10 protein-coding genes are annotated in these 13,200 nt (G+C 47.0%); 1 reads left to right on the forward strand and 9 read right to left on the reverse strand.

Annotated elements, in window-relative coordinates; translation table 11 throughout:
- The first annotated feature begins 26 nt into the window (after positions 1-26).
- On the forward strand, positions 27-776 hold the full coding sequence (locus tag BQ8005_RS14880) for a LytR/AlgR family response regulator transcription factor (RefSeq protein ID WP_021847161.1): 750 nt from the start codon (positions 27-29) through the stop codon (positions 774-776).
- A 144-nt stretch (positions 777-920) separates the two neighbouring features.
- Here the strand turns inward: BQ8005_RS14880 and BQ8005_RS14885 are convergent, their stop codons facing one another.
- The 9 genes from BQ8005_RS14885 to BQ8005_RS14925 all read right to left on the reverse strand — a co-directional run bounded on the left by BQ8005_RS14885 (position 921) and on the right by BQ8005_RS14925 (position 13,170).
- On the reverse strand, positions 921-1,280 hold the full coding sequence (locus BQ8005_RS14885; RefSeq protein WP_021847160.1) for a hypothetical protein: 360 nt from the start codon (positions 1,278-1,280) through the stop codon (positions 921-923).
- 376 nt (positions 1,281-1,656) lie between these two features.
- Complete coding sequence (locus tag BQ8005_RS14890; RefSeq protein WP_075318589.1) at positions 1,657-4,008, reverse strand: bifunctional dihydroorotate dehydrogenase B NAD binding subunit/NADPH-dependent glutamate synthase; 2,352 nt, start codon at positions 4,006-4,008, stop codon at positions 1,657-1,659.
- Between the two features lie 249 nt (positions 4,009-4,257).
- On the reverse strand, positions 4,258-5,469 hold the full coding sequence (gene gluP, locus BQ8005_RS14895; protein ID WP_021847158.1) for a glucose/galactose MFS transporter: 1,212 nt from the start codon (positions 5,467-5,469) through the stop codon (positions 4,258-4,260).
- A gap of 106 nt (positions 5,470-5,575) precedes the next feature.
- Positions 5,576-6,850 (reverse strand): serine--tRNA ligase, encoded by a 1,275-nt coding sequence (serS, locus tag BQ8005_RS14900; RefSeq protein ID WP_021847157.1) that lies wholly within the window; start codon positions 6,848-6,850, stop codon positions 5,576-5,578.
- 126 nt (positions 6,851-6,976) lie between these two features.
- On the reverse strand, positions 6,977-7,246 hold the full coding sequence (gene rpmA, locus BQ8005_RS14905; protein ID WP_021847156.1) for a 50S ribosomal protein L27: 270 nt from the start codon (positions 7,244-7,246) through the stop codon (positions 6,977-6,979).
- Between the two features lie 23 nt (positions 7,247-7,269).
- The gene (rplU, locus tag BQ8005_RS14910) at positions 7,270-7,587 is read right to left on the reverse strand and encodes a 50S ribosomal protein L21 (RefSeq protein ID WP_075318590.1); all 318 of its coding nucleotides are present in this window, start codon (positions 7,585-7,587) and stop codon (positions 7,270-7,272) included.
- Between the two features lie 185 nt (positions 7,588-7,772).
- Complete coding sequence (locus BQ8005_RS14915) at positions 7,773-10,112, reverse strand: glycoside hydrolase family 3 N-terminal domain-containing protein (RefSeq protein WP_075318591.1); 2,340 nt, start codon at positions 10,110-10,112, stop codon at positions 7,773-7,775.
- 29 nt (positions 10,113-10,141) lie between these two features.
- Positions 10,142-11,437, reverse strand: a complete 1,296-nt coding sequence (locus BQ8005_RS14920; protein ID WP_021847153.1) for a hypothetical protein — start codon at positions 11,435-11,437, stop codon at positions 10,142-10,144.
- A 38-nt stretch (positions 11,438-11,475) separates the two neighbouring features.
- Complete coding sequence (locus BQ8005_RS14925; RefSeq protein ID WP_075318592.1) at positions 11,476-13,170, reverse strand: SusD/RagB family nutrient-binding outer membrane lipoprotein; 1,695 nt, start codon at positions 13,168-13,170, stop codon at positions 11,476-11,478.
- Between the last annotated feature and the right edge of the window lie 30 nt (positions 13,171-13,200).

A 13,200-nucleotide genomic window follows, 5' to 3' on the forward strand; every position in this document is an offset into this window, starting at 1 on the left:
CGCTACAGAAACAACGACAAATTAGTATGTGTGCATATAAGGTCATAGTAGTGGATGATGATGAAATGGCGGCGGAAGCTTTAGCGTTTGAGCTGGAGAAGAAGCCTGAGTTTTCATTGGACGGCATTGCTCGGAATGCGCGTCAGGGTAAGAAGTTGATTGCTGCAGTACGGCCAGATTTACTATTTCTGGATGTTGAGATGCCTGAGATGACAGGTATGGAATTGTTGCGCGATATTCGTGACAGCATTATCTGGAATATGAAAGTTGTTTTCTATACGGCCTATGACAAGTATATGATAGAGGCTATACGGGAATCGGCTTTCGATTATTTGCTGAAGCCTTTTCAGCCTCAAGAGTTGGATCAGATCCTGCATCGTTTTCTGCAACAGATGCAAGGAGGACAGCGGACGGGACTCGCCTCGATGCCATCGTCGATAAGCGATACGTTTATGGTATATACGCCGACTAATGATATGCGTGTGTTGCGGACCTCAGAAATTGGTTTTTTCCGTTATTCTTCCGAACGTAAGTTGTGGGAGGTCATTCTGAGCAATGATCCTCCGTTGACATTGCGCAGGGGTATGACGGCCGATTTGATTATTCGCAACTTGCCTAGATGCGTGCAGATCCACCAGTCCTACATTATCAATATGGATTATCTGATGTTGATAAAGGACAATCGTTGCCTGTTGTATCCTCCTTTTGACAGGGTGACAGAGCTGCTTGTCTCAAAAAAATTCAAGAAAGAATTGCAGGATCGTTTTTGCTTGTGAAAGTAAGACGACCGTTATATATATTGGTTAGGGAGTCAGCATGATTTTCGTGTTGACAAAAAAAAGAAAGCGTTAGGAGTAGATCCTAGCGCTTTCTTCGTATATAACAACAACCTGTTTGAAACAGTTGGTTGCGGATTATCTTTATTTGATCTCGAAACCTTTGTTGCGCAAAGTCACATTCAGCACCTTGGTGTAGTTGGCATATTGCTTTTCGTCCAAGGTATTTTTCATCAGCTTCAGGTTACCGTAGACTGCGTTGCGCAACATCTGTTCGCGATTCTTTTTCGCCTTGGTTGCACGTGACATCTCTCGGTTGAAGAAATCGATGATGTTTGCTACTTCCTCATGCTGCTTGCTATCCAAATCCAAGTATTTGCTCAATCGGGCTACGTTAATAGAACCGTCCCATTTTGCAGTTTCAGTTACAGGTTGGTTACCTGCAGCAAAAGTTGTAACTGTCAGGCAGAATGCTGCCACGAATGTTAATCCTAAACGTTTCATAATACTTCTCATTTTTGTTAATCCTAAAAACTAATCCTATAAATCCAATAGCTAATACCTATTGAAACTAGGGCTGGACGCCCAGCCTTTCTTTTTACCGATGCAAATATATGGATGTGTTTTATTACATAAAAATGATTGGTAAAGAAAATGCTTTCCAAATCCTCATTTCTTGATATAAATCAAAATTTCAATCAATATAGAATGTATTTCTTATAATTTGTAACATATTTGTAACAAAATGTAGATTATTGTTTCATATTGTTTTTTTTGAGGATTTGGGCGAGGAGAAATGACCTGGGCATAAAAAACAGGCAATGCATGGGTTGGAAGCCTTCTGCATTGCCTGTAATGGAGTATAAGTGTTTAGCGCGTTTTAGTCTTGAAGCTGGTGGTGCATGGCTTCTGCTGCGCGTCGTCCGTCGCCCATGGCGAGAATGACGGTCGCTCCACCGCGCACGATGTCACCGCCTGCATAAATGGTGGGGATGCTGCTCTGCATCTGTTCGTTGACGGCGATGGTATTCTTGCGGCCCAGCTCCAGTCCTTTGACGGACTTGGGCACAATGGGGTTCGGCGATACACCTACGGCTACTACAGCCATGTCGATATCGAGTGTGACAGTAGCACCAGGGATGGGCACAGGACTGCGTCGTCCGCTGGAGTCGGGTTCGCCAAGCTCCATTTGTTGGAGGATGACTTGCTTCACGGCTCCCTTCTCGTCAGCGATGTATTCGAGCGGATTGTGCAGGGTCAGGAATTCGATGCCTTCTTCCTTGGCGTGTTTTACTTCCTCCAGGCGGGCAGGCATTTCGGCCTCGCTACGGCGATAGACGATATATACTTTCTCGGCGCCCAGGCGTTTGGCGGTGCGGCAGGAGTCCATGGCTGTATTTCCGCCGCCCACCACCATGACGCGCTTGGCGGGGTTGATGGGGGTGTCGGTTTCGGGGTTGGAGGCGTCCATCAGGTTGACACGCGTCAGGTACTCGTTGCTCGACATGATGTTCACGCTGTTTTCGCCAGGGATGTTCATAAAGTTGGGCAGGCCGGCACCCGAGGCGATGAATACGCCCTTGTAGCCTTCCTTCTGTAGTTCTTCCACACTTTCTGTCTTGCCGATGATGCAGTCCTTGACGAACTTCACGCCCATCTTCTCGAGGTTGTTGATTTCCACGTCCACAATCTTGTTGGGCAGGCGGAATTCAGGGATACCATATTTCAATACGCCGCCAATCTCGTGCAGGGCTTCGAAGACGGTGACGTCGTAGCCATACTTCACCATGTCGCCTGCAAAGCTCAAGCCGGCAGGGCCCGAACCTACGACGGCCACCTTGATGCCGTTCTTGGGAGCCAGTTCGGGCAGGATGATGTTACCGCTCTCGCGCTCATAATCGGCCACGAAGCGCTCCAGGTTACCGATAGCTACAGCGGGTTCGTTCATCTTCAGGTGGATACACTGGCTTTCGCACTGCTTCTCCTGCGGGCAGACGCGTCCGCAGACGGCAGGCAGCGATGAAGTGTGCTTCAGCACGCGGGCGGCTTCGAGGAACTCGCCGCGCTCCACGTTCTTGATGAACGAAGGAATGTTGATGCTGACGGGGCAGCCTTGCATACACGTCGGGTTGGCGCAATCCAGGCAACGCTTGGCTTCGGTCATGGCCTGTTCTTTGGTATAGCCTGTGTTCACTTCTTCCGTACGGGTTGTGGCGCGATAGACGGGGTCGAGTTCGTTCATCGGGCAGCGGGCAATGGCAGTACGTTCCTTTGGCTTCATGCTTTTGCGCAAGGCCTCACGCCAGGGAGCTTTGCGGTCGAGGAGTTCTTCCATCGGGGTGTTGGCCGTCATGGCTCTTCCTGTGGCGGTCGTTTCGGCCGATGCTTCCTCTTGTGGCGTGGCGTGGCAGACAGAGGCTTCCAGATGGCTCATCTCTTCGCGCTCCACGTCCTTGAACGATCCCATGCGCTTGAACATTTCGTCCCATTCCACCTGGTGGCCGTCGAACTCAGGGCCGTCCACGCAGACGAACTTCGTCTTTCCGCCCACGGTGATGCGGCAGGCACCACACATGCCCGTGCCGTCCACCATGATGGTGTTCAGCGATACGTCGGTCGGAATGTTGTATTTTTGGGTGAGCAGGCAGCAGAATTTCATCATGATGGCAGGGCCAATGGCGAAACATTTGTCCACCTTCTCGCGCTTGATGACGCTCTCGATGCCTTCGGTCACGAGGCCTTTATTGCCATACGAGCCGTCGTCGGTCATGATGATGACTTCGTCCGACGACTTCCGCACTTCATTTTCGAGGATAATCAGGTCCTTGGTGCGGCCGGCCAGGACAGAAATCACACGGTTGCCTGCCTCTTTCAGGGCTTGGATGATGGGCAGCATCGGGGCTACACCCACGCCACCACCGGCACATACCACCGTACCGAAGTTCTCGATGTGTGTGGCTTGTCCCAGCGGACCCACTACGTCGAGGATATAGTCGCCTGCGTTCAGCTGGCACAACTTGGTGGACGAGAGGCCTACTTCCTGCACCACCAGCGTAATGGTGCCCTTCTGTACGTCGGCTCCTGCGATGGTCAGCGGCATGCGTTCGCCCTTGGCGTCCACGCGGACGATGACGAAGTGGCCTGCCTTGCGCGAGCGGGCGATAAGCGGGGCCTCTACTTCGAACTTGAACACTTTCTCCGAAAATTGTTCTTTGCTAATGATTTTGTTCATTATCTATAAATTTTGTTTGTATAATTACGTAATTGCTTTCAGATTGATAGATTTACAAAGATACGGCTTATTTGTTAAAATCAAAGAAAGATGGGCAGAAAGTTTGAGAGTCGAGGAGTTGGGGAGAGGTTTAGAAGCCAAAAAGTTAAGGAGCCAAGCCAATGCCTTGGTGTTCGAAACCTGGCATTGAACTTAACTCCTTAACTTTTGTATGCTGAATTCTAAAATCTCAGCTCTGAAATCTGAGTCTTACTTCGTACGGATCTTATATCCTGACACTCCATAATAGAGGATGAACAGGAAGCACGGCAGGCAGAGCCAGTAGGCTTGCTGGGGGCTGGTTACGTCCTTCAGCCATCCGTAGAGGGTGGGGATGACGGCACCGCCGAACATGGCCATGATGAGCAGCGACGAACCGGCCTTGGTGAACTTGCCCAGGTCGGCCATGGCCAGCGGCCACAAGGCAGGCCACATCAGCGAGCAACCCAGTGCCATGAACGAGATGAAGTAGATGGAAATCTCCTGCGGAGTCAGCACGACGAGCAGCGAGCCGATGACAGCCAAGATGGAGCACACCTTCAGCGCGGCGGCCTGGCTGATGTATTTCGGAATGAAGATGATGCCGCAGATGTAGCCGATGACGATGCCGATGGGGGCAATCCAGGCGTAGTTGGCGGCACCCGGCAGGCCCAGCGAGTTGGCATAATCGACGAGTGTTCCGAGTGAAACGGTTTCAACGCCCACGTAGAGGAACAGGGCGAGGCAACCCAGCAGCAGGTGGGGGAACTGGAAGACGGACGTCTTGCCGGCGGCATAGCTAGATGCGCTGGAAGTGGTGTCGTCCTCGTCTTCACCCTCAGCCTTCACCTCGGGCAGGGGAGCGAAGAAAGCCATGATGCCCAGGGCCACGAAGGCGCAGATGATGATGACGAACGGCTTGTTCAGGTCTTCAATGCCGATGAGGTTCACGTCCTTGCCCAGCAGCCACACGATGAAGATGGACGGGATGGGCCAGGCCAGCTTGTTGCAGATGCCCATGATGCTGATGCGCTTGGCGGCACTCTCCAGCGGGCCCAGGATGGTGATGTAGGGGTTGACGGACGCCTGCAGGTAGGCGTTGGCTGCACCGCTGATGAACGAAGCCAGCAGGAAGAGGCTGAAGCTCTTGTAGTCGGCCGAGAGGATGAACAGGTAGAAGGCCACGGCAAAGATGATGAACGACAGCGACATCGTGCGCTTGTAGCCGATGGCCTTGATGGTCAGTCCGGCAGGATAGCCGAATACGAGGAAGGGGATGAACGTCGCGGCGATAATCAGGTAGGAAGCGGCGTTCGAGATGCCCAGCGAGCCTTGCAGAACGGGTACAAGCAGTGAGTTGATGCCCAGCGCGAAGCCGATGGCGAAGAACATGATGCCGATGAACGTCAGCGGCAATGCGAAACTTTTGTTTTTTGCATTCATGATAAAATAGATTATTGGGTTAGAATTTTATTTAATTGATCATTGAGAATTGAAAATGGAGAATGAGCGCCATCCCTCCATTTTCAATTTTTCAATTCTTCATTTTTCAATCAATGATGTCGAAGCCGCAGTAGGGCACCAGTGCCTTGGGGATGCGGATGCCTTCGGGCGTCTGGTTGTTCTCCAGCAGGGCGGCCACGATGCGCGGCAGGGCCAGTGCGGAGCCGTTCAGCGTGTGGCAAAGCTCGGTCTTCTTCTCCGCCGTGCGGTAGCGGCACTTCAGGCGGTTGGCCTGATAGGTGTCGAAGTTGGACACGGAGCTAACCTCCAGCCAGCGTTTCTGTGCTTCGCTATACACTTCGAAGTCGTAGCAGATGGCAGCCGTGAAGCTCATGTCGCCGCCACAGAGGCGCAGGATGCGGTAGGGCAACTCCAGCTTTTGGAGCAGGCCTTCCACGTGGTCGAGCATCTCCTGATGGCTCTGCTTGGAGTGTTCGGGCTTGTCGATGCGCACCAGCTCTACTTTCGAGAACTCGTGCAGGCGGTTCAGGCCGCGTACGTCCTTGCCGTAGGAGCCTGCCTCGCGGCGGAAGCACTCGGTGTAGGCGCAGTTCTTGATGGGAAGCTGCTTCTCGTCGAGGATGACGTCGCGGTAGATGTTCGTCACGGGCACTTCGGCCGTGGGGATGAGGTAGAGGTCGTCCACCTCGCAGTGGTACATCTGTCCTTCCTTGTCGGGCAGCTGGCCTGTGCCGTAGCCCGAAGCGGCGTTCACCACCGTAGGCGGCATGATTTCAGTGTAGCCCGAAGCGCGAGCCTCGTCGAGGAAGAAGTTGATGAGGGCGCGTTGCAGGCGGGCACCTTTGCCTTTATAGACGGGGAAGCCTGCGCCGGTGATTTTCACGCCCAGGTCGAAGTCGATGATGTCATACTTCTTCGCCAGTTCCCAGTGGGGCAGGGCGTCCTTGGGAAGCTCGGTTTCCATACCGCCCATCTTCACCACGAGGTTGTCCTCGGCCGTAGCGCCTTCGGGCACTTCGTCGTAGGGCACGTTGGGGATGGTGTAGAGCAGCTGTTGCAGGTCCTGTGCGGCCTGGTCCATGTCTGCCTGCAGAGTCTTGTTGGCTTCCTTCAGCTGGCCTACACGAGCTTTGGCCGTTTCGGCCTCGTCCTTCTTGCCTTCCTTCATCAGCTGGCCGATGGACTTGGACAGGGTGTTCACCTCAGCGAGGTTGTTATCGAGTAAAGTCTGTGTACTTCTACGCTTGTTGTTCAGGGCCAATACCTGTTCGATGGCCTCTTTGGCATTCTTGAAATGCTTCTTCTCCAGTCCGCGTACTACCGCGTCTGTGTTTTCAGTGATTTGTTTGATGGTAAGCATATCTTGTTCGGTTAAGAATTATTTCTTTGTTTTCGTGCGGCAAAGGTAACTTATTCTTTCTTAAAAAGAAAGGGATGCAACCGTTTTTTCGATTGCACCCCTTGTCTTTATGTTGTCGGGAAACTATTATGCTTCTGCGCTTTCAGCCGGGATAACAGATACATAGCGTCTGTCTTCGCGACCTACTTTGAACTGTACAGTTCCGTCTACCAAGGCGTAGAGAGTGTGGTCACTGCCCATGCCGATGTTGTTGCCCGGATGGAATTCTGTACCTCTCTGACGAACGATGATGTTGCCTGCCTTGCAAGCTTCGCCACCGAATATCTTAACGCCTAATCTCTTACTTGCTGATTCACGGCCGTTCTTAGAACTACCAACACCTTTTTTATGTGCCATTTCTTCTTACTGTTTTAATTTGATTAAGCTACTACTTCTTTGATTGTCAGTTCCGTAAACTGCTGACGATGACCGTTCAGCTTACGGTAACCTTTTCTTCTCTTCTTGTGGAAAACGAGCACCTTGTCGCCCTTTACCAGCGGAGATACCACTTCGCAAACTACCTTTGCGCCTTCTACCGTCGGCAGGCCTACGGTTACGTTTCCGTCTTTGTCTACCAAAAGAACTTTCTCAAATTCTACTGTCGCACCAGCTTCTGCGTTCTGGATGTGGTGAACGAACAGCTTCTTGCCAGCTTCTGCTTTGAACTGCTGGCCGTTGATTTCTACAATTGCGTACATGCTTATAAATGAACTATATAAGTTAGCTCCGTCGGGTGGTCTCCAATCACTTGGAAAGCTCTTCGTCGAACCCGTTTCGGAATAATCGGGCACAAAATTACTGCTTTCGCGCGAAACGTGCAAATGTTTCTGCAATTATTTCTACTTTCAAAATGACCAGGCTCGTTAAAAGCAATCAGACAATACTATTTATTAACACAGATATTAGCAGTTTCCCATTTATATGTATCAGAACATTTAATATTCAAGACTTGATTTCCTACCTGCATACGGAAATCACCTTTCTCAAGTATCCATTTTCCGTCAGCACCTACAAAAGCAAGATCACTTCCTTTGATAGTCAATGTTACAGTTTTGGTCTCACCTGGCTGTAATTCCACTTTCTTGAATGCGCGCAGCCTGCGATTCTCTGGTGTGAGCGATGCTACCAAATCGCTGCTGAACAACATTACAACTTCTTTACCTGCAATCTTTCCAGTATTTGTAACGTCTATTGTAAATTCCAGTTTTTCGTTTTCAGTAAAAGTATCTTTGTTCACACGCAGATTCCTGTAATCAAAAGTAGTATAACTCAAACCGTAACCGAAAGGCCATTGAACAGAAATTACAGCATCATAATCGTATGCACCTTCCATCTTATCCATTTCCTCGCTTACACGATAATCGTATGTAGTAAGTTCAGCTTGGTTTCTTGGATATGTATATGGCATCTTAGCACTTGGATTTGCATCACCGGCAAGGATATTTGCCAATGCATCTCCACCATAATTACCAGGCAACAAGATATTGATTACACCGTCTGCCAAAGGTTCAATGTCACTTATAATACGTGGACGACCGCCATTTATTACAAGAACAATAGGCTTGCCTGTCGTAGCAAGAGCTTTAACAAGGTTACGCTGGTTTTCAGAGATTGCAAGGTCTGCCAGATTTCCAGGAGTCTCGCAATATGAATTTTCGCCTATACATGCGATGATTACATCTACATTCTTTGCTGCAGCCACAGCTTTTTCTATTTCAGGAGTGCTTTCTTCGTAATACGCTCCTTCGGCAACGTATGTAACTCCTTGTTCTAGGGTTACCAAATCAGCGCCAAACTTGTTGCTTACAGCTTCGTAGATGGTATTATACTCACCTGCAAAACGGTCGGCAAGATGTCCTTGCCATGTATAACTCCATCCGCCGTTAAGGCATCTCATTGAATTTGCATTAGGACCTGTCACGAGGATTTTCTTACCTTTTGCCAATGGTAATATGTTATTATTGTTTTTCAGCAATACTTCCGATTCTTCGGCTGCTCTAAGTGCGATTGCGGCATGTTCCTTACTGCCGAATTTAGGATAATCCTTATAGTCAGTATTAGGTTTTTCAAAAAGTCCCAAACGGTATTTCAGACGGAGAATACGACGTACGGCATCATCAATACGACTCATCGGCACTCTTCCCTCTTCTACCAATTCCTTCAACAGTGTACAGAAATCAAGATTGTAAGGTTCCATAGCCATATCGATACCCGCATTGATGGCAATTTCAATAGCTTCCTTTTTGTTGGCTGCTATTCTTTCACGAGTATATAGGTTATTAATATCCGCCCAGTCGGTAATCAACATTCCGTCCCATTCCAGATCTTCTTTAAGCCATTCTGTGAGTAACTGCCTGTTGGCATGCACAGGCACACCATTAATGGAAGCACTGTTTACCATTATTGTCAGCGCACCAGTTTCTACGCAAGCCTTAAACGGAGCAAAACACTTCTCTCTCAAATCAGATTCTGATATATATGCAGGAGTACGGTCTTTACCAGTACGGGACATGCTGTAACCAAGGTAATGCTTGACAGAAGCAGCTACACGGTCTTCTGAAACATGATTAGGGTCATCTCCCTGAAAACCACGAACAGCCTCACTGCCCATTATGGCATTAACCAGACAGTCCTCCCCATAATTTTCCCAAACACGCGACCAGCGAGGATCTCTTGCCATATCCACCGTTGGTGAATAAGTCCAAGGACAGTTGCTTGCTCGTGTCTCGTATGCAGTTATAACGGCCGACTCGTATGTCAGTTCAGGATTAAAGGATGCACCAAGATTGATATTCTGCGGGAAAAGCGTTCCACCAAGGGTATAAGTAGTACCATGATTCTGATCCAAGCCGTAAATACAAGGAATACCTATTTCCTTCATAGATACTTCCTGAATATAACCGATGATTTCTTTCCATTTCTCACGGCTTTGAGCAACCGGTCCGGGAGCATTCAGTACAGATCCGACCTTGTACTTTCCAATTGCATTTTTTACTTTTTCCTTATCCAGTTTGAACTCTCCGCCCACCACATTGCCAAGAACATCTATTGACAGTTCTGTCATCTGTCCGACCTTTTCTTCCAAGGTCATTCCCGCTAATGTAGCTTCAACCTTCTTCTCTATTTCTGTATCTTTCGTCAAACTGACAGGAGTTGCCGCCTGTACGAAGCAGGCAGCATTTCCTATTATTGACGATACAAATAATATTTTTCTTAAATTCATATTTATCAATCTTTTTCTTGGTAAATAAATTATTCTTCGTAAGTAATTCTATCAACGTAATATCCGAAACCTACACAAAGGAATCCATCTTGCGAATTCAACAAGTCAAGTATCTCATGTGACATAATTATGTCACTAACACCGTCCGCATAAACATCAAACTCAGGGTACCCGGGAAGTTCTGTCCACCATCCGGAAGAGAATCTGATTTTATGATAGCTATCATCAGATTTAATTGAGTAATATACCTTTAATTTTGTTCCTACAGGCAAATTCTTCACATCATTCTGCACCGCATCAAACAACCTGTTTGGATCACCTTCAGGTAAATCCCATGATACATAATGATGTCCATTCCATAATTCAACTTCCAATGGAGAGTCTTTTACCGTAACTGCAAGTTCTGTCTTTATCTCACCATCAATAAAGAAACTAACATTTTCTCCGGATTTGGATATACCTGTCAATACATAATCTCCGTCTGCAATTGCAGGTGAAATGAATGTAAGACGAGTTGAATACTGTTCAACGAATGTAGTGATTGTATTTCCACCCAATGACAACGAAACGACCTTGTCAAGATTCAAACCGGTAATAGTCCACTCAGCATCAGGACGCTTGTTTTCAGGTCCTGCAGTAATCAACGGCTTGGAAGTAACATCCATTGTATTAGCACCGTATCTACTGCCTTCCACATCTATAAATTCCACACGATACTCACCGTCAGACAATTCTGAAGGAATTTTAAATTCAATATAACCATCTGATTCCACGTATGTTATATCAGAGATTTCCACTTCCTGATTAGTTTTAGACTCGGCAATGTTTATCTGCTTTAATGCTACTTTTGCAACCTTTTCAAGATTTGTTCCACTAAGACGTGCCCATCCTCCAGTTGCGACAATACGTTCTGATATTACTTCTTCACTCTGAGGATCTTCAGCCAAAGCTTTTATTTTTACAAGTCCTTCACGGAAAGTTGTCTTTCCTACAGGAGTGGAGACATCAACCCTAAGATGATAAACACCAGCATTAAGATTCATCTCGAGCGTCTTTTCTGTTCCGACTTCTTCACCGTCAAGAGTCCAAACCACAGAAGTGAAATCAGCAGGCGTAGTTGTTACTGTTATTGAAAACAATACATCCCTGTCTATTTCAGAAATAGTTCCCAGTCCACCATTAGCGTCACGCTCCGGAAACGTAGGAGCTATGATACGAGGCTCGTCATCTGCTGTTGCAGTAGAAAATGGCTCTTCTTCACTACAAGATGTAAAAGAGAAACCTGCACCGAGCAATATAAATAATATCCAATATATATTTTTCATTTTAATACGAAATTTAAATTGTTTAGTGTACTAGATTTTTATTCTTTATCCCACCATACAGGAATATTCCAACTGTTAGTTCCACCCATACGGTCCAAAGCTTCCTGATAACCTTCCTTGTTGTAAGAAGACTCAAGTATAGGATAGCACAAACGTACAGGAATGTCGTATCCACCAGTAAGCTTGTCTGCCGCATAACCATATTCTGCAGGAGATTTCAGCTTTGGATATCCTGAACGACGTATGTTAGCCCAACATTCTGACAGATTATGGAAGTGAAGAATCCAAGCCTGAGTATTTATTGCTTCTTTCTTGCCTTCGTCACTAAGAGCAGAAATAGGGTGATTTGCTATATAATCGTTTATATCCTGATCGTCAATTTCGCAATCATAGTTATCAACTAGAAATGCCATCGAAGCCTTAACTCCATTTTCGTAATGCTGCTCAACAGATGTAGCACCTACGTTCCATCCTTTAAGCTTAGCCTCGGCCAATAGGAACTCAACCTCAGCGTATGTCATCACAACACCTGGGTTGTCAGATTTAAGGAAATTCTGGGCCAATTTAGGACGGGTAGCATCCTGTAACCATGGATTTGAGTAATTCGTATTGTCAGGATACCTTTCTTTAAGGTCCGCTATAATTTCACTCCAATATCCATTATCCGGCCATGGTTCATACCAGAATTCACCTGGCTTAGAAGGGTTGAACTGTGCACCCAGTTCCAGCATTTCGTCTGTCAGATCAATACGGTTATTAGGATTTGACTGAGTCAGACCCTTGTCGAAATAACAACGGGTAAGTGCAAAAGTACGAGGGTCGTCATTGTCCTTCAAAGTATTGAAGAAAGTAGAACAGATATAAGTCTGATTATTTGCAGGGTCATTACCAAAATACAACTGTGACAAAGCGTTACGTCTGTAATCTGTATATGCTTCCTGACCAAAATTGAATGTAAGCTCCATATATTCAATCAATGCGTTATCATCAGCACTTGTCATATAGCCGGCAGGATCTGTAAATGCCTTTTCAAACTCTTCCTGCGCCTTCTGTGGAGAAACATCAGATATACGCATAGCATAACGCATACGAAGAGAATTTGCTAGCTTTTTCCATTTTCTTATATCTCCATTAAATATCACATCACCTGTGATTTCATCTTTCTTATCGTCTAAAGCGGCAGCGGCTTCAGTCAGTTCTGTAAAGAAACTGTTGTAGATTTCCTCTTGTGTATCATAACGTGGACTTGTTATACCACTGATAAAACCTCTGGCTGCCTCTGAGTATGGGGCATCACCGTATGTATCTGTTATGATAGACATAAGATATACTTTGTAAATCACAGCAGCGGCATGTATGTTCACTTTGTTCTCGTCACCTTCTGTCTTTACCTCAGCATCTACAAGATTCTTGATTCCTGTAGTATAAAGATTTGTCCAAAAACGATTCATTTCGTTATTGTCAATTTTGTGCTGACCTCCGTAGTTTGTTGTATTCCAACATCCCATAAGCTGCTGCGTAAAGGCACCTATATAGCTTCGGTATATTTCTATCATTCCAAGGTCGCCGTATGTCTGTAGTTCGGCAAAAGTCAACTGTGAATTTGGGTCAATATTTTCAGCTTTCGACGGGTCTGTATTCATGTCATTCATGTATTCATCACTGCAAGCTGTAAAAGCAAGTGCTAATGCCATGCACATTGCTGTTTTTATATATGATTTGTAACGTTTCATTGTGTATTTCTTTTTGAAATGATTTAGGAT

Origin of the sequence: Bacteroides togonis (genome assembly GCF_900130135.1) — a bacterium.
Classification (GTDB): Bacteria; Bacteroidota; Bacteroidia; order Bacteroidales; family Bacteroidaceae; genus Bacteroides; species Bacteroides pullorum.